The organism is Candidatus Eremiobacteraceae bacterium (genome assembly GCA_035710745.1).
GTDB lineage: Bacteria > Vulcanimicrobiota > Vulcanimicrobiia > Eremiobacterales > Eremiobacteraceae > JANWLL01.
The window spans coordinates 266,592-284,475 of the sequence record DASTCX010000016.1 but is presented as its reverse complement, the minus strand read 5'-3'; the positions used below and the strand labels follow the sequence as shown (position 1 = coordinate 284,475).

Genomic DNA, 17,884 nt, shown 5'->3' with positions numbered 1-17,884 from the left:
ACGCATGCGGATCAGCCTTGTGCATGCAGGCTCTGCTCTTCCGAGCGGCCGCAGATACCGTCCGATCTACGCACGTGCCATCGGAAGGGGGCTCGATCTCCCTCGCAGGCTCGACGCCAAAGCGGTCGACGAAACTCCCCTACCGTGCTGCCCTCAGCGTGAGGGAGGCATACGCCGGAAATACTCCGGCTCCGCTAACATACAAGCGGTCGAGTTAGCGGTACCGAGTTGGTAGCGGTCGAGATTTATCTCGACCGCCGCGGTCAAGCCCTGTAAGATGTAGCGCGCCGCGAGGGCTTGTCGCCGTAAGCGGGGCTTGTGAGGCGGCAAAAGCTCCCGAACCTCCGGGCACGTCCATGCGCGATCGCGGCGGTCGACGATAAACGTCGACCGCTCCCACCGCTCGGGCGTGGGTCTATTTCGAATTCGACGCGTCCCAGCGCAAGCGACAAGCCTCGCGGCGCGTGTGTGAGGCCGCGGCGGTCGACGATAAACGTCGACCGCTCCCAAGCCGAGCTTCGCTCGGCCTACTACATCATCGCGGAAGATTGGCTGCGGCGGTCGACGATAAACGTCGACCGTTCCCAGCCGAGCTTCGCTCGGCCTACTACATCATCGCGGAAGATTGGCCGCGGCGGTCGAGATAAATCTCGACCGCTCCCTTTTTTTGAGATATGCGACGCGCGCGTTCGTCGGGCCGAGCGGCTAGAAGTCGGTGTCGGGGGCGCTATTTTGCGTGTGCGCGACGAGCCATTGCGCGTTCACGGGCGCGCGGATGCGCGCGAAGGGCGCGGGCGTCTGTGTGAAATCAAAGCAATCGCTGAGGTCGTCCGCGCGCGCGTCGCTCTTGCCGAGGCTTGGCATCCCGAAATTCTCTTCCGTGAAATGGATGATGCTGCCGAACTCGTGCTGGTCGTGCGACACGTAGCCGTGCCGGGCGTAGGGCGAGATGACGAGAAGCGGCACGCGAAAACTAAGGCCCATCTCGTCGAGCTGCGGCGGGTTGACGTGGTCATACCAACCGCCCCAGTCATCCCATGTCACGAAGATCGCCGTGCTGTTCCAGAACGGACTTGCGCCGATCGCGTTGACGATCGACGCCACCCAGCTCGGACCGGTCTTGCTCTGAGAGCCCGGATGATCCGAGTTCGCGCCCGAGGGCACGATCCACGTCACCTGCGCGAGTTGCCCTGCCGGGATGTCGTTCAATACCTGCGTCTCCGGCGACACGACGTTGCGGGGCCAATCCTGGCCGTATCGTATGCTCGAAAACGAGTCGGGCGTGTTCCAAATGCCTCCGCTCGTCAGGATCTGCGGCGAGTAATATCGCCACGACATCCCTTGCGAATCCATCAGGTCCGCGAGCGTCGGCCACGAGAAACACGGAAACGGACCCGGCTTCTCCGTACCGTTCGGACCGACGAGCGACACCTTCGTTCCCGACGGGGCATCGCAACCCCACGGTAAGGCTGTCGGATTGCCGCTGACGTCGTCGGATTGGGCCGAGAAGAGGTAGAGGTGCGCGGGATAACTGCCGCCCGTATTCGATTGGAACATGTCGTCGGCGACGGTGAATCGCGAGGCGAGATCCCAGTACGGCTGGATGTCGGACTGCACGACGTACTGATATGGGAACGTCGGCGAATTGCCCGGCGAGCGGTCGATGTCGAATCCGTCCATCTTGCCTTGGTCCCACGACATCCACCACGTGTAGTGCCGGTGGCGCAGGTCGTAGCCTTGATCGAGATGGATCGGGGTGAGCTGCACCGTCTGCCCGTCGCTCATCTTCCCGCTCTGCGCGGTATCGGCGCCGGGAAAATCGTGGAACATGTTGTCGAACGAGCGGTTTTCTTGGACGATGATGACGACGTGCTGGATCTTCAACGCCGGGTTGACGGACGGCGACGGCTGCGGACCGGCGGAGATCGACGGCTGCGGCGACGGCCGGCCTAACGGCAGCGACGGGGCCGCGGTGCCGCCGCCGCCCGCGCCGCACGCAGCAGCGACGCATGCGGATGCGATGATCGCACATGCCGCGGAAGCCCTGACGGAATCCGGCCTCATGGCGCGGTCTTCATCCTCCGCGGCTCCCATCCCGGCTGCCGCTCATCGGCTGCGATCGCGGTTTCGACAAGCCCGTGGTTTGGGGAGAGCGAGCAAGCGGGGTCGGTCAACGCCGCGTCGCCTGCGAGCAAGAACGCCTGGCATCTGCATCCGCCCCAGTCGATTTCGCGCCGGTCGCACGACTTGCACGGCTCCGGCATCCACGCAGTGCCGCGGTAGGCGTTGAACGATTCTGAAAAACCCCAGATATCGGCGAGCGAGCGCTCGAGGACGTTTTCGAACCGCATGCCCTTGACGGCCGGCGCCGCCGGACATGGGAACACGCGGCCGTCGGGCGCGACCGTCATGAATTTGCGACCCCAACCGTCCATGCACGGCTTGGGAAAGCGCTCGTAGTAGTCGGCGAGCACGTGATCGATTTCGACCCTCCCCGCGAGCCGTCGTCGAGCCGCAGCCACCGATGCGCTCGCACGTTCGACTTGCTCGCGCGTCGGCATGAGCGCTCCACGGTTGAGCAGCGCCCAGCCGTAGAACTGGACGTTGGCGAGTTCGACGCGACGGACTCCCGTAGCTTCGGCGATCGCGACGATCGAGTCGACATCGTCGATGTTCGCGCGATGGAGGACGCAATTGAGCGTCACCGCCATGCCGCTCTTCGCGACGCGGCGGAGCGCGTCCATCTTCTTCTCGTGAACCGTCGCGCCGGCGATCGAATCCGCGAGATCCGCGTGCGACGCCTGGAGGCTCAGCTGGACGTGGTCGAGCCCTGCCGCTTCGAGGCGCGCGATGAGGCCGTCCGATAGGAACGTCCCTTGCGTGATGAGATTCGTATACAGATCGCGCGCACGTGCTGCCTTGACGAGTACGACGAGATCGTCCGCACGCAGCGTCGGTTCGCCGCCCGAGAAATGCGCCTGAAGCACGCCGAGACCGGCCGCTTCGTCGATGACCCGGGTCCAGACGTCGACCGGCAGCTCCGTGCGGTACGCCTGGAGATCGAGCGGGTTGTAGCAATACGGGCACTGCAGATTGCAGCGGTACGTCAGCTCGGCGAGGATCGATAGCGGCTTCGGCGCGTCCATCTCAGCTTTGCGGTCCGTCGTCGAGCCACGTGTTGCCGGCGAAGCGCAAGAGCAAATCGTTTACGTCCGATTCTATGGCGTCCTGCGGAGCGTCGAACGTCTGCGTCAGCGCGGCGGCGATGTCGGATGAGGATCGCTCGCCGTCGATGAGCTCTGCGATCGCGGCGGCGCTTTGGCTCAGATTGACGACTCCTTCGGGCACGAGCAGTACGCCGGCGCCGTCCGGCAAACGGCGGAAGCGGACGCCGCGCGCGAGGCGGACGGGCCCTGCGGATCCCGCGCTCATCTCGATGCGTTGCCGCATGCGGCTTGCGTGGCGTCGAGCACCGCCCAGAGCACGTCGCACTTGAAGCGGAGCGCGTCGATGCACGCGGTCTGCGCTTCGTCTGTTCGCGCGTGATCGCACACCCAATCGAGCGCGTACTCCGCATCGCGCGGCGCGATGTCGATCCGCGCGCGGAAATATTCCAGACCCGCCGGGTCTATCCACGGATACTTCGCGAGCAGCGCGGCGAGACGCTGCGTCATGAGCGCAGGCGCGAAAAGTTCGGTGAGCGACGAAGCGACCGCCGGCAGCCATGGCTGCGTGCGCGCAAACGTCACGTAGCCGTCGACGGCGAATCGCGTCCCGGGCTGGACGAACCGCTCCGACCGAACGTCAGCCTCGTCGAGACCGACCGCTCGCGTCAACGCTATCCACATCTCGAAGCCGCCGCCGCCGTTCTCGAGCGTGCCGTCGTGATCGGTGATGCGCTTGATCCACCTCCGCCGCATCTCGCGCGTCGGGAGCGTCGAAAGGATCGCCGCATCTTTGCTCGGGATGCTCTTCTGGTAGTAGTATCTGTTCGCAGCCCACATCCGCAGCTGGTCCGGCGACAGCGAGCCGGCGTTCATCATAACCTGAAATGGGTGCTTATCGTGGTAGCGCTCCGCGCCGACCGCCGTGAGCCGGGCGACGAACGCGTCTCGCTCAAGCACGCGCGCGGACCTTCCCCGGCAGCTCGATCACCGCGCCGTCCATGGCGATCTCGAAACCCGCGTCTTCGAGCTGCTTGGCCTCGCTGCTCGCGGGATCGAGCATCGGATTCGTATTGTTCACATGCGTGTAGAAGCGACGCGGACAAGGACACGCGCGCAGCGCCGCGAGCGAGCCGCCCGACCCGGAAACGGGTTGGTGCCCCATCATCGTCGCGGTTCGCGTGCCGAGCCCGAGCGCGATCATCTCGCGGTCGCTCCAGAACGACCCATCGAAGAACGCGGCATCACATGAGGCCGCGGCGGTCGCGAGCTTGTCATTGACCGATGCGAAGATCGGCGCGTAGAGCACCCGCGCACCGCGCCGGTCCTCGATCACAAAGGCGCAGGCGGCTCCGGGCATCCGAGCGCCACCCGCGTACGACGGGAGCAGGCCGTCGACGGGGATGACGGAGATGCGAAGCTCGCAGATATCGACCGGGTCGTCGTCGATGACGTGCCACACCCGCGGGGCGCGCGCGAACGGTGCGAAGATCTCGTTGCGCAAAAGCGTGTCGCGGACCGCCCGGGTCGAGTATATCGTAAGCTCACCGGCCTGACGGAAATCGAGCACCCCCGCGCAGTGGTCGACGTTCGCGTCGGTGAGGAAGATCGTGCACAGCGGCGTGTCGCGCCCGGATCGCGGCGCGATTGACGGATCTGCCGCGAGCTGCGCGCGGATATCCGTCGTGACATTGAAAAGCACCCACGCTTTGCCGTCCGCCGATGCGGCCAGCGAAGCCTGAGTGCGCTGCGGCAGCCGATGCGCTCGGGCTGCCGTGCAATTCTTGCATCCGCAGTTCCACTGCGGGACCCCGCCACCCGCGGCGGAGCCCAGCACGTGCAGATGCATCAGGTCACTCTGGGAGTCTCGTGCTCCCCATGTACGCGGTGACTTCCGCGCCGAGCGTGACGTGCTCGAAATCCGGTCGTTCCCAACGAAGTTTCATGGCGCTATCCTTTCGCAGCAGCGGAGTTCGTCGGTGCGCTCCGGGTCCCCCGGCACGACCCGAAAATTGGTCATTTCAGCCCAGTGAGCCCGAAGGCGATGACGCTCGAGGCCCCGCCGACGAAGACCTTGCCGTTGGCGACCGCCGGCGTCAGGTAGGGGTTCCCCTTCGCGTTCTGCCAGAAGCCGATCGGCGCTTCGAAGAGCATGTCCGCCGGATTCGAAGCGTCATATGCGCGGAGTGTTATAGGTGTCTGCGTGATGTCATCGGGCCGCGTCGTCGCCCAAATGATCGCCGTGCCGGCCAGCGTGCCGTTCGAGGACACGACGGGCATCGAGCCTCCCTCGCCCGGGAAGATGTTCGTCGACTCGGCTGCGAGCACGAGATGCGGGTTCGGGGTCGTGACGAGCGCGAATTCTTTCAAGAAGTCCTGGTTGCCGGCGAAGATGACGTATTGACCGTTCGGGCCCGCGAAGTATGCCGGACCACCGTGCACGCCTTTGTCCGCCGTACCCGCGCCGGCGCGCACGACTTGGGTGACGTGGTCGGGCAGCGACGACGTGTACCCGCCGAGCGAGTCACGGTTCATGAGATAGATGTTCTTCGTCTTTCCCGCCATGACCGCAAGCCGCGGGATCGTCGTCCCAGGCTGATCCGGGATGACCATGACACCGCCGCTGCCGAGATCCTTCTTAGGCTCGGTACGAATCGCACCGGGCGTGAACCAGCTCGCAAGCGTGAGGTCGGGCCGCAACTCGATCACCGAGTCGCCGAGATCCGCTCCGCCTACGTTGCCGTCGAACGCACCATTGCCGGTCGAGGCGTAGAGATTTCCGTTCGGGTCGGCCGCGATGCCGAAGCCGGCCATCCAGATCGTCGCGAGATATTCGGACGCGGGATCCGGTTCGGTCGTGTAAAGCGCGGTCTGCGCGAGCGAGACCTCGTCGTACGCGAAGACCCAGCCGCGGGAGATCGAGGGCTGACTGTCGCCATGCGAGCCGAAGGCGATGTACACCATTCCGTTGTCGAGCAGCAGACCGGGTCGCTGCAGCTGCGCTCGCGAGGAGAAGGTCGCCTCTCCGCCGCCCGACATCGGGGTTTCGCCCGAGATGACCACCGGGCTGTTCGCGTTTTCAACGCCCGTGTCGAGCGCGATCGAGTGGAGCTGGTGCTCTAACGTCACTGTCGACCCGCTGACGACCTTGAGATCGGTGACGAGGAAGAGCGCGTTCGCAGCGCGGTCGATGACGGGCGTACCGACGATGCCGATCGTCGGCCACACGTTGTGATTGCTCACGTTCGTCGCCGGCACCGCGAAGATGCCGTGCGCCGGGTTCGCGAACGTGTCGACCCAGAGCGTCGCACCTGTGTCGGCGTCGAGCGCGTAGAGCGTGTCGTTGCAGGTCGCGACGTAGAGCACGTTGTGGATCGTCGTGTCCGGCATCGTGAGGTTCGCGAGATAGAGCGGTTGCGCGTAGACGTTGCCGTCGACGTGCAACGACCAGAGCTGTCCGAACGTCGACGGGTTGACGTTGCCGGTCGTCAGCGTCGATTCGTACGGATCCCAGCCCGTGCGCAGCGAATCGTAGTGGAATGTCGGCTCGTCGATCTGAACCCCGTCGTTCGAGATGACGGTCATCGACGAGGCGCGGGTCCGTATCTGCGCCCACACCCGCGCGCGCGGCGCAAGCGTGTGGCGGATCGGCACGCGAGTGACCGGACCGCGAGCGATCGCCGATCCGATCCACGTGCCGTTGGCGTAGACGTCGATGCGCGATCCCGGCGCGGCGTTACGGACGTAGACCGCAGTCGACGTCTGGTCGAGGACGCCGATCGAGATGCGGTGCGATGGCGTCTTCGCCGCGATACTGGGCCGGGCGTAAAACAAGTGCGGGGCCGCCGCCCCGTTCGAGAAGCTGATACCCGTCAGAGCGGTCGCGAGGACGAGCGTGATCGCGAAGTTCATCATATGATGGCGTTACCGGAAATGCGGAGAGAGTGCGGTTTGCGGTTCCGCGCCAATCATAACCCGCGTGTGACGCGCGGGTGAAAGGGCTTTGGTCCCCCCGGCTTTAGCTCCGAGGTCGCGGGTTGGGGGTGAAAGGCGTGACCGATGCCCTGCGGACCTCGCGCTCGAGCATGAACGAGTCGAGCGCGAACTTTGCGGCCCAGTTCGGGTATTCCCAAGGGTCGTACGCGCCGTCGATCGGGAATGAACCTTTGACCGCGCCGACGATATCTGGATCGCCGTCGATGAGCATCGTCCGACGGACGTAACGGTTCGCAGAAAACGCCGCTTCGAGGTAGACCGACTCGCCGGTAAAGCGCCACAACAGCATCCAGTTGGTAGCGTTCTGCACCGTGCCGGTCAAGCACGACCAGCGCGCGGCAGGCCGCCAATTGCGGTCGAGCCGCCCGGGCAAGAATCCGTCGGGGCTCAGCTGGCCGAGTAGACCATCCGCACACAGGCGCGACGCGGCGAGGATAGCGGCGTCAGGTTCGTACGCGTGCGCCTCGAGCAGTCCGCGCAATGCGTAGCCGAGCGTGTGCGTCGCCGGCGTCGCCGGATTTTTGATCGAACACTTGTCGAACCAGCCGCTCGGCGTCTGTACGCCGAGCGCCCACCGAGCGTTTCTCAAACCCGCCTCGCCGTAGCCCAGCTCCGGCTCGACGCGCGCCGCCTCGAACAATCCCCACGCGACGTGCGTATCGTACGCCTTAGCGCCGGCTTGCGCCACCATCGGCGACTGGTTGTGCGGCCACGAGCCATCGGGAGCTTGCGTCGCGACGAGCCAGTCAGCGGCTTTACGCATCGGCACGCGATATGCATCGCCGAAGCGTGCGACGCCGCTCGCCAACCCGATGAGGATCTGCCCGGTGTTGAACGTCACCGGTTTGAGCTGTTTTGCTCCGACTTGTCCGGCTTGGAACGCACCGCTCTCGAACTGGATCGAGACGAGCCAATCGAGCATCCGCTTCGCGTGCTGCGCGTATGACGGGTCGCCGCTGAGATCGCCGTACGCGATGAGCGACGGGATGATGTAGCCGGTCGTCTCCGGGTACGACGATGCCCAGCCATGCTTGAGGCTGAAGTTCTTGGCGACGCCGCCGTCGTTCGTCGACGACTTCTCCTGCGCACGCCACAGCCAAGCGGCGCACGCATCGATCGCGGCGTCCAAGCCCGGATCGGTCGCGGGCAGCCCGCGCTTGTCGCGAGCGAGTTCGTCGAGCGCGCGCTGCGGCAGGTCGGCGCGCCCGCGCGCTCGGCTCGGCGAGCCGGAGGCACCTTCGATCATCAAAGCGGGTCCTGTGTCGTTCAGGCGGTGGCGACGAGCGCACCGCGCTCGCGATCGATCCTGTAGTCGGCTAGCGGCGTCTTAGCGAGGACCTCGCCGACCGGCGCGAACGCATATCGTTCCAACAAACGTTCGAGCCGAGCCTGCATGCCGCCGAGGTTCGTGTAGTGCCTAAGTCGCGAGCGAAGCCGCGACTTGATACGCGGCTGCTCGGGATCGATCTCCCACGGATGGACGTACACCATCGCGGGGCGCGGCTCGTCGAGAATCCGGTCGATGCCGGCTCGGTTGTACCACCACGGCAGCATTCGCAGATAGCCGCCGCCGGCGACCGGCAGGTCGCGGCCGAGCAAGCGAAACGCGGATATCGGGAATTCGGCGACGCGTGCGCTGCCGGCGGCGCCCGCGTCCGCCGCGATGGCGTACGGCGCGCGCGGCGAGCCAGGCATTCCGTAGTTGTCGTGCGTGATCGGGTAGATGCTCGAGTCGAATCGGAAGCCGCAGCGCGCGAGCACGTCGAGCGCCCAAAGCGACTTCGGCGTGATCGAGAACGTCGGCGCACGATAACCGGCGATCTCCCGGCCTGCCGCCTGTTCGATCACGTCCTTCGCCGCTTTCGTGTCTTCTTCGAACTCCTGCGGGGTCAGCCGATAGATGAGCCGGTGCAGCATGCTGTGGCAGCCGAGCTCGTGACCGCGATCTCGGATCTCGCGCACGAGGCCGGGTTCGCGCTGCGCCACCCAGCCGAGGACGAAGAACGTGCCGCGGACTTTATAGCGGTCGAGCAGATCGAGAAGCGTCGTCGTGTTGCGCACGACGCGCGACGGGTACGTCGTCCAAGCTTCGCGCGGTACGTCCTTTGAAAACGCTTCGACGTGGAAGTAGTCCTCCACGTCGACTGAAAACGCGCTCGTCGGGCGCCCGGGTGCGCTCACGCCGCGCGGTGGAACAAGAACTCGACGGCCGTTTTGAAGATGACGGACATGTCCATGAACAGCGACCAGTGCTCGACGTAGAAGAGATCGTAGCTCAACTTCTCGCCCGCCTCGGTCGGTTGGAGGACGCGCCGCATGTTCACCTGCGACCATCCGGTGATGCCGGGCCGCACGAGGTGGCGCTCGTCGTACCGCGGCAGCAACCGGCGGAATTCATTGACGAAGACGGGTCGCTCCGGCCGCGGACCGACGACGGACATCTGGCCGAACATCACGTTGAAGAGCTGCGGCAGCTCGTCGATGCTCGTGCGGCGCAAGAACGCGCCGACTCTCGTCGTCCGATCGTCGCGTTCGCTCGCCCACACCGGGCCGGTCGACGACTCGGCATCCGGCTTCATCGACCGGAATTTCAGGATGTCGAACGCCTTGCCGCCGCGTCCGACGCGCTGCTGGCGGAAGAGGATCGGCGAACCGGATTCGAGATAGATCGCGAGCGCCGCAAGCGCCATGATCGGAAGGAAGACGATCGCGGCCGGCACCGCGAGGCTGAGATCGAGGAGCCGCTTCAGCAAGCGCGCAGAGGGCGTGCACGCGCGCAGCTGCGACGGCACGATGAGCGCTTGATGGCCGTCGGTCGTCAGCGTCAGCGAGTACGCATGGCATTGGACGCGAGGCGGCGCGAACGCGACCTTGATGTGGCGTTGCGCGGCGACCTCGAGGATGTGCGGCATGACGTGCGGCGGCAGCACTTCGGTGAGCAGCAGCGTGTCGCAGCCCCAAGCCTTGGCGGCTCTGAACCAATCGATGTCGTCGAGCGGCGCGTCTTCGCCGAGGTTGATCGATTTGACCGTCGCGTCTATGTCGGCGACGTCGAGGCGCAGCACTTCGGTGCCGTCGATGATATTGAGCGACTCGGCGACGAGCCCGATGCGCGATCCGGCGCCGACGATCGCGATCCGGCGCGGACGGTGAGCGCGCACGGCGTTGCGCAACCCGTGAGCGAGCGCGCGGGCGCCGCCGACGGCGACGATCGCGAATCCGGCGGAGGCGAGCAGTCCGAGGCGCGAGATCGGGATCTCCGGCACGAGCGTGTAGAGCGCGAGCTGCGGGAGGACGCCTAAGATGAGCGCCGCGACCGTGTAGTAGAACTCGTCTTTGACCGACAGCGCGAACGAGCGCTTGTACATGCCGAAGCGCTCGAACAAGACGAGCCAGATGCACACGAAGATTATGGACGCCTGCGCGAAGTGCGGCCAAAGGACCGCCGGGCTCCACGTCCGATAGGCGACCGCGAGACCTGCCGCAGAAGCGGCGAACAGCATGACGATGTCGAGGGCGACGAGCGCGACCGCCCAACCCCGAGAATAGAGGATCGGCGCCGGCTGCGGTTTCGCGCGGCTCAGCGTCAGTGGCAGTGCGTGCTCAGTGGCGGACAAAGAGCTCATTTCCTACGAATCTACGTCATATCGTCGTCGCAGCTACGCCACAATGGTAGGCGTCGGTGCGCAGACGCATCAAGGGCCTAAAGGCCCAACCCCCACTTGGGTTCTGTCCCCATAATTCGACCGGCCAACCCACCCTCGCGTGACTGCGATTTTGGCCCGATTAGCGGTTTATCGCGTCGTCAGACGGGACGCACCGCCGAAAGGTCCTGCGGCTGACTCCAAGCGCCGTTCATGTAGAGCAGCGCCGTAGCCAAGATGTTATATTGCAACTTGTCTAGACCCCGCCGGGCTATTCTCGCAAGCCGCTCACGATCGAAACCTGGACCGTCGAATCGCTGAGCGAGTTCGGCGAAATCCGGATTGCGCGCGGCGGTGCCGTAGTCCCCGTGAGCGCCATCACTTCGCGATCCCATCCCCCGCTTCGCGGCAAGCGCGAAGCGCGAGCCGATGGAGTCGCGCCACGCGGTCAGCTTCACGAGCGGCGAATCGACGGCGTGACCCCAGTTCGATTTCGCGATCCCGACGACGCGAGGGTCGAGGGCGCGCAGGACGTCGGCGTAAAGCGCGTAGTGACGTTTGCGCCGCAACGGCGCGCGCATCGCTGCTTCGAAGAACGACTGCGCGTAGAACGGCGTCGCATTCCACAAGAACGACCGGTTGCGGTCTTCGCCGCAGAACAGGCGGTTCATCGCCCAATCGGAGATCATGAAGCGCGCGTTGTGATACGAGGCATCGCGCTCTGGATACGACGCGAAGTGCGATCGGATCGCATCGACGACCTCATCGCGCGACAAGCAGACAAGCGACGCCGCATCCGCGACGCTCCAGAGCGCGTTGCCCAGGCGGTACTCGAGGAAACGCTCGCGGTCGGCGATCGGGACTTCGGCGAGCAGGTCGGGCAACGCGCGGTCGCCGCCGTCGCCGGTGAAGTGGAGCGCGCTGGGGCCGAAGCGCTGCTCGAGATGCCTGAAATACTCCGCAAGGAACGAAAGCGCGACGTTGCTCGTGCCGTCGCGCATCGCCGCCATGGCGCGTTCGTCTTCCCAAGTCGGCGGCGCGAGGACGATCGCTTCCCATGGGATCCCGAGCGTGCTCGCGATCTGTTTCGACGTATCGGTCTCTTCGGCGGCCTTCTTCCGTCGTGAAGTGAACGTGACCGACGCGTACGGCGTCCTCGCGCGCGTCAACGCGGCAGCGACAGCCCTGCTGTCGAGCCCGCCGCTCAACCCGAGGACGAAGTTGCGCCCGCGGCCCCAGTCGACGATCGCCGCGGTACGGTCGGCGAATCGTTCCGCGAGTTCCGGCGCATCGGGAGCTACGCCGCCGCCGATGAGCGCCTCGAAATCCCAACGGTAGTATTGCCGGACGTCGATGGCGCCGTCGCGGTCGATGATCGCCGACGACGCCTCGGGCACGCGCGAGATATGGGTGTGAAGCGTCCGAAAACCGAGCGGGAACGTGAAGAGCAGCAGCTGCGCGAGTGCGTGACGATCGACGTCTCCCACGCCGCAAGCGGCGCGCACGCCTTTGATCTCGCGCGCGATCGCGGCGTTGCCGTCGCGCGCGGCCATATATAAAGGTAGTCTGCCGAGCCGGTCGTTGACGATGAGCGCGGACGACCCGTCGTCCTTGATGGCGAGCAGGACGAAATCGCCGTCGGTCTTAGCCGCCCAGGTCTCGGCCTGCGCGCGCGCCGCACCGGAATCGTCTGCGAACGAGCGAGCGAGTCCGGCGAGCATCGCCTCGACATCCGCTGGCTGTTCGCCGTACGCCGCGCCTTCGAGGACAGCGGCGCAGCCGACGGCTCTTACGACCGTTAGCGGGTATGTCGCGTACGCCGCCGCGCCGGCGATGAGACCGCCTGGCGCGCCGCCCGGCACGAACGACTGCGGCGTGTACCCGTCTCTCGTCATCGTGGCGAGCGCATCGGCGGCTCGCCGTCCGGCAGCTACGACTATTCCCGGCATAGCGCGTCAGCCGCCTGTCGCGAGCGACGGCGTGCGGCGGATCTCCGCTTCGAGCATGCACGAATCGACAAGAAATTTGGTCGCCCAATTCGGGTAGACCCACGGATCGTACTCGCCGTCGACGGGATACGAGCCTTTTACCGCACCGCGGACGTCTCGGTCGCCGTCGAGGTCGAGCGTCCAGCGGACGAAGCGATTCGACGCGAACGCGGCATGCAGGTAGCGCGTGTCGCGCGTGTGCTTCCATAGCAGCATCCAGTTCGTCGCGTTTTGCGCTTGGCCCGTGAGGCACGACCAATCGGCGACCCCACGCCAATGACGATCGATGCGGCCGGGAAGAAAGCCGCCGAGCTTCGTCGCGAGCCACAAGCCGTCGGCGGCTTTGCGCGCCGCCGCGAGCAGCGACGCGTCTTTGCTGTAGGCGTAGGCCTCGAGGACGCCGCGCAGCGCGTAGCCGATCGTGTGCGTCGCCGGCGTTTCTGGGTTCTTGATCGAGCACTGCTCGAACCATCCGTTGTCGGTCTGAAGGCTCAGCGCCCAGCGCGCGTTGCGCAAGCCGGCTTCACCGTACCCGCGATCGGGATCGATGCGCGCCGCTTCGAACAGTCCCCACGCGACGTGCGTATCGTATGCCTTTGGACCGGGCCGTACGAGCGGCGATTGATGCGCCCGCCACGCGCCGTCGGCGTCTTGCACTTCGACGAGCCAATCCGCCGCGCGCCGCATCGCGGGCAAGTAGCGCTCGCCGTACGAGACGACGCCTGTGGCGAGCCCGATGAGGATTTGGCCGGTATTGAACGTCGTCGGCACCGCGTGGCGCGATCCGATCGCGCCGGCGAGGAACGAGCCGTCCGGCTGCTGGATCGATACGAGCCATTCGAGCATGCGCCGCGCGCGCTCGACGTGCGACGGATCGTCGCGCAAGTGCGCGTACGCGATCGCGGTCGGCACGATGTAGCCCGTCGTCTCGGGGTACGAGCTTCCCCAGCCGGAGATGAGGCTGAAATGTTTCGAGACGCCGCCATCGTGCGACGTCGACTCGTCTTGCGCACGTGCGAGCCAAGCGATGCCGGCATCGATCGCCGTTTCGATCCCGGGGTCGACGCGAATCGTCGGGTTGAGGTCGGCGACGAGCGTGTCGAACGCGCGCCGCGGTACGCGGCCCCGGTTGACTGCTATTCGGAACGCCTTCGGTAGACGGTGGATCATGATTGCGTTGCGATGTCGATTGGCCCGCCGAGCGGGCCAAGCCTCCCGCGGCCAGAGGGTCGAACGGCCCCTGCTATGGGTCGAACACGCCTAGGTGAAGCGCGCGTTTCGACCGTACAATGTGGGTAATGCGCCAGCTCATGATATCCGGCTTCCTGTTCCTCTTCGTCATCATCGGTGTGTACTGGCTCGTCACCCAGCGGCTGCACCTCAACAGCTTTTATCCCTCGCCGACGGTCATGTTCCCCAACCTCGACCAACCCCGTGCGCTCCCGTCGATCACGCCCGGACCGGGCACCGCGAAACTCGCCGGCTTCGCGCAGGCGCCGGCTCCGAAGCCGTCGACCGTCAATGTCTCGACGGCGCGGTTTTCGACGCACCCCGTGCGCGTGCCGATCTCGTACAAACAAATACCGGTGACCGCTCCGACCGCGCAGACGGTGACGCCGATGCCTGCGCCGGCCTACGCTCCCGTGACGCCGATGCCATTTCAGGTCACACCGGCGCCGATCGTCGTGCCGACGTTCGCCCCGATCGGCGGCGCTCCATCGCCGTCGCCTTCGCCGGCACGGCCCGGCGCTCCGCAAAGCTAAGAGCCCAAGGGTTGCTCACGTACCGCAGGCGCTTCGTCGTCCGAGGCGAGGAGTGGTTCGATGCCCGCGACGATCGTCGCGGGGTCGACGTCCACGAAGTCTTCCACGTCCTCGAACCGCTCGCCGGCTATCGCTGCGTCGAGTTCTACACGATCGAATTCGATCTGACCGCGAGCGAGGACGCGTTGTTCTCGAAGCTCCGGCCGGAGGCGCGCCGTCAGATCCGGCGCTGCGCCGAGAGCGGCGAGGTCGTCTACGAACGCTTCTTCCCGTGCGACGACGCTCAAGTCGCCCGATTCTTCGCCGCGTTCGACGACCTCGCGTCTCACAAGGGTCTTGCACCGCTCGATCGCGAGCTGACGATGACGTATGCGAAGTCCGGCGTCCTCGATCTCTCGCTCGTTCGGACGACCGAAGGGCGCGAGCTCGCGTGGCACGCGAACTACCGCACGCCGCAACGTGCACGCCAGCTCCACTCGATCGCGTTCTTCCGCGATGACAAGGCCGAGCGCCAGATGGTCGGACGGGCGCACCGCTTCCAGACGTGGCGGGATATCCTCGCGTTCAAGGAGGCGGGCATCCCCGTCTTCGATCTCGGCGGCTGGTATCACGGCAAGACCGACGCCGAATTGCTCAAAGTGAACGCGTTCAAGGAAGAGTTCGGCGGCGAGATCGTCCGGCGCTATATCTGCGAGCGCGGGTTGACGCTGCGCGGCAAGGTATACGTCGCGCTGCGCAATCTGACGGGCGAAGGCATGTTCAACGCGGTAGCGCGCGCTCAGTCAGCGCCCTAGGCCTTGTAGCGGTCGAGCTTTAGCTCGACCGCCGCGGTCTCACCTTGCGTCGGCTGCGGCAGCGTGCGCTGCGAGACCCGCCGGTTTCGGCATCGGATCGGCGCCGTAGACGTCGTCCAAGCCGAAAAGCTTCAGCAATTCGACCGCGCGCGCGACGTCCGCGTCCGTCACCTTCTTCGTCCAACCGCTGACGAGTGTGGCCGGATCGGGCATCGTGTCGTAGCGCGCCATCGGCGACGGTTTCCACACGCGCTTGGCCGCGGCGTCATCGACGTCGCGTCCGAGAAAGGCGAACAGCTTGCGCAGCTCGCCGACGGGATCGAGACAGAACGACTCGTAGAATGCGATGTACGCTTCGCCGGACTTCAGCTGGCGCAGCGGCACGTAGTTCTGGACGCACCAGATGAGCAGCCGCTGGTCCCACACGCTCTGCGCGTTTTCGATGACGTCTTTGAACGGCGCGAGATGGTCTTCGACGAGTTCGCGCTGATCGAGCAGGTAATGGCGGAACTCCGCGGTCCGCTTCGCTGGGTCGGTGTCGACGAGCGAACGGTCTTTCGCATCGAAATATCTCTTGAAGCGCGATCGCACGGTGGGGATCGGGTGACGCATGATGAGCACGACCGGCACTTGCGGGAACTGCGTGCGCAGCCACTTGACCCAGAGGTTCGCCCGCACTTCCTTGACGAGCCGGCGCTCGACCGAGAGGCGTTTGTTGAACTGATCGACCCAGGGATCGTGAAAACGGCCGCTGAGGATGAACTCCGCGCGTTCGCGCGTCGCGGCGTCCGCGTTGTCCGGCCGTAGGTACGAACCGTACCAGAAATCGCCGAGCTGTCGAACGCCGAAGGGCTCGAACATGTATCGGTACGAGTTGTCGTAGTTGATGAGCTCGGAGAGCCACGTCGTTCCGCTGCGCGCGCCGCCTGCGAGGAAGACCGTCGCCTTAAGATCGGCGCCGCGATCGACGATCGCGGCGCTCTTCGCACGCAGGTAGACCTGCTTGAGCGCCGACTTCGCGCGTGCGATCATCTGTCCGCCGAGCGGCGCCCGAAATCGATCGGCGTCAATGCGTCCACGCGATTGACTACAACGCGTCTTCCGTACCGGCCTGCGCGGTCGCTGTCGGCCACATCAGTCGTCTGCGATCCGGTCGAGGATCGATGCGAACCCGCCGGCGAGATCGCGGGGCGTCGGCGGATGCCACCCCGGAAGCGGCACGGGCTCGAGCTTGCCAGCGCGGAAATCATCGTACAGCGCCGCGAGCGCGGATGCGCACGCGGACTCATCGCTCGCGAAGACGCCGAGCCCCGATTCGCGGATTATCCGTTCGACCGCGTTGCCGGCTGCGCCGACAGCGAGGATCGGCCGCCTCGCACCGGAGTATTCGAGTATCTTGCTGCCTGGATTGGCGATCTCGATGTGGTCGAGGTCGCCCGCCGTGTTCAGCAAGAGCAGGAGCACCGCAGACGCGCGCATCGCCGTGAGGGCCGACCGGCGGTCGACCTCGCCGTGCACGACGACCGCGTCACGCACGCCGTGCCTGTCGGCCGACTCGGTGACCAGCTCGGGATCCTCGCCGAAGAAATCGAAACGCACGGCGCGGCCGACGAGCGCGTTCGATCGGCGCAATCGCGCGACGGCGGCGAAAACGACATCGGGCGTGCGCAGCTTCGCGTAGAGCTTGCCGGCGTAGCAGATGCGGAACTCGCGCGGCGGCGGCGCGTCGATGCCCTGCCACGCGGCCATGTCGGCGGCGTTCGGGATCATCATCGCGTCGGGGCGGCCGAAGTATTCGGCGAGCGCGTCGCGATGCGCCATCGTCGGCGCGGTGAGCGACGTAGCGCGGCGCAGAAGCCAGCGCTCCCATGCGTACGAGTACGCGCGCTTGAGCGGGCCGAATTCGCGATCGAAGTACGGACCTGCCGGCCCGCTCCACAGATCCCGGTAGTCGGCGACCCAAGGGATCCGACGCGACACGCTGACCGCGCGTCCGACGAAATGCGCTGACGGCGGCGGCGCAGTGCTGATGACGGCGTCATAGCGCTCTTGCGCGGTCAGTCGCAGCGCTTCCGTCCGCGCCGGCCACAACCAGCCGACCGCATCGTCGGGAAAATACACGATGTTGCGCGCGGCGTCGCGCAGCGCACGTTCGAACCCCGAACGCCGCTTCGCGTTCGCGGCGGCCTCGCCGGCCGCCACGAAATCGAGTTTGGCGCTCTTCCCCAACTGCTTGACGCGGACGATCTTGCAATCAATCCCGGGATCGCCGGGAAAATCGACGGTGAGAACCGTCGGCTCCCACCCGAACTCTTTGAGGTTCGCAGCGAGATAGCTCGGCCGCAGCGCGCCGGCCTTCGGCTGCGGCGGAAAGTAATACGCGACGAGCAAGACGCGCCTCATCGCCGCCACCTATGTAATGTATCTGCCCTCGACCTTCTCAATGCGTCGATCTCGATGTCGGCCCGGCGAGGGTATCGCCTTCGCGGGGACGCGGCTCGAATCGGGTCAGACTTACCTACGCCGCTCTGTTCG

Annotated in this window: 16 protein-coding genes; 2 read left to right on the top strand and 14 right to left on the bottom strand. The window is 65.8% G+C overall.

Features of this window, described 5'->3' with window-relative positions; genetic code table 11:
- Positions 1 to 705: 705 nt before the first annotated feature.
- From VFO25_07035 to VFO25_06980, 12 genes are all read right to left on the bottom strand, one after another.
- Entirely contained in the window at positions 706 to 2,064 is a 1,359-nt protein-coding gene (locus VFO25_07035) for an alkaline phosphatase family protein (GenBank protein HET9342652.1), read from the bottom strand.
- Positions 2,061 to 3,146, bottom strand: a complete 1,086-nt coding sequence (gene pqqE, locus VFO25_07030; GenBank protein ID HET9342651.1) for a pyrroloquinoline quinone biosynthesis protein PqqE — start codon at positions 3,144 to 3,146, stop codon at positions 2,061 to 2,063. Before pqqE ends, VFO25_07035 begins: the two co-directional genes overlap by 4 nt.
- A gap of 1 nt (position 3,147) precedes the next feature.
- The gene (gene pqqD, locus VFO25_07025) at positions 3,148 to 3,450 is read right to left on the bottom strand and encodes a pyrroloquinoline quinone biosynthesis peptide chaperone PqqD (protein ID HET9342650.1); all 303 of its coding nucleotides are present in this window, start codon (positions 3,448 to 3,450) and stop codon (positions 3,148 to 3,150) included.
- Positions 3,429 to 4,124 (bottom strand): pyrroloquinoline-quinone synthase PqqC, encoded by a 696-nt coding sequence (gene pqqC, locus VFO25_07020; protein HET9342649.1) that lies wholly within the window; start codon positions 4,122 to 4,124, stop codon positions 3,429 to 3,431. Before pqqC ends, pqqD begins: the two co-directional genes overlap by 22 nt.
- Positions 4,117 to 5,013: an MBL fold metallo-hydrolase gene (locus tag VFO25_07015; protein ID HET9342648.1), complete on the bottom strand. Its 897-nt coding sequence runs from the start codon at positions 5,011 to 5,013 to the stop codon at positions 4,117 to 4,119. The genes pqqC and VFO25_07015 overlap by 8 nt, the downstream gene beginning before the upstream one ends.
- A gap of 4 nt (positions 5,014 to 5,017) precedes the next feature.
- Positions 5,018 to 5,110, bottom strand: a complete 93-nt coding sequence (gene pqqA, locus VFO25_07010) for a pyrroloquinoline quinone precursor peptide PqqA (protein HET9342647.1) — start codon at positions 5,108 to 5,110, stop codon at positions 5,018 to 5,020.
- Between the two features lie 70 nt (positions 5,111 to 5,180).
- Entirely contained in the window at positions 5,181 to 7,079 is a 1,899-nt protein-coding gene (locus VFO25_07005) for a PQQ-binding-like beta-propeller repeat protein (GenBank protein HET9342646.1), read from the bottom strand.
- Positions 7,080 to 7,182: 103 nt separating this feature from the next.
- On the bottom strand, positions 7,183 to 8,406 hold the full coding sequence (locus tag VFO25_07000) for a hypothetical protein (protein HET9342645.1): 1,224 nt from the start codon (positions 8,404 to 8,406) through the stop codon (positions 7,183 to 7,185).
- Between the two features lie 20 nt (positions 8,407 to 8,426).
- Positions 8,427 to 9,341: an XrtA system polysaccharide deacetylase gene (locus VFO25_06995; protein ID HET9342644.1), complete on the bottom strand. Its 915-nt coding sequence runs from the start codon at positions 9,339 to 9,341 to the stop codon at positions 8,427 to 8,429.
- Positions 9,338 to 10,777, bottom strand: coding sequence for a sugar transferase (locus tag VFO25_06990; GenBank protein HET9342643.1), 1,440 nt, complete (start codon positions 10,775 to 10,777; stop codon positions 9,338 to 9,340). The genes VFO25_06995 and VFO25_06990 overlap by 4 nt, the downstream gene beginning before the upstream one ends.
- 188 nt (positions 10,778 to 10,965) lie before the next feature.
- A complete protein-coding gene (locus VFO25_06985; protein HET9342642.1) occupies positions 10,966 to 12,699 on the bottom strand; it encodes an asparagine synthase-related protein in 1,734 nt (577 codons plus the stop codon).
- Between the two features lie 60 nt (positions 12,700 to 12,759).
- Positions 12,760 to 13,962: a prenyltransferase/squalene oxidase repeat-containing protein gene (locus VFO25_06980; protein HET9342641.1), complete on the bottom strand. Its 1,203-nt coding sequence runs from the start codon at positions 13,960 to 13,962 to the stop codon at positions 12,760 to 12,762.
- A 128-nt stretch (positions 13,963 to 14,090) separates the two neighbouring features.
- Between VFO25_06980 and VFO25_06975 the strand changes: the two genes are divergently transcribed.
- Positions 14,091 to 14,555 carry a hypothetical protein gene (locus tag VFO25_06975; protein HET9342640.1) on the top strand — a complete coding sequence of 155 codons (465 nt, stop codon included), beginning with the start codon at positions 14,091 to 14,093 and terminating at the stop codon, positions 14,553 to 14,555.
- Positions 14,556 to 14,566: 11 nt separating this feature from the next.
- Positions 14,567 to 15,349, top strand: coding sequence for a GNAT family N-acetyltransferase (locus VFO25_06970; GenBank protein HET9342639.1), 783 nt, complete (start codon positions 14,567 to 14,569; stop codon positions 15,347 to 15,349).
- A gap of 39 nt (positions 15,350 to 15,388) precedes the next feature.
- On the opposite strand, the gene VFO25_06965 is transcribed toward VFO25_06970, so the two are convergent.
- Both VFO25_06965 and VFO25_06960 read right to left on the bottom strand, forming a co-directional pair.
- Positions 15,389 to 16,381: a sulfotransferase gene (locus tag VFO25_06965; GenBank protein HET9342638.1), complete on the bottom strand. Its 993-nt coding sequence runs from the start codon at positions 16,379 to 16,381 to the stop codon at positions 15,389 to 15,391.
- Positions 16,382 to 16,483: 102 nt separating this feature from the next.
- On the bottom strand, positions 16,484 to 17,752 hold the full coding sequence (locus VFO25_06960; protein ID HET9342637.1) for a glycosyltransferase: 1,269 nt from the start codon (positions 17,750 to 17,752) through the stop codon (positions 16,484 to 16,486).
- Between the last annotated feature and the right edge of the window lie 132 nt (positions 17,753 to 17,884).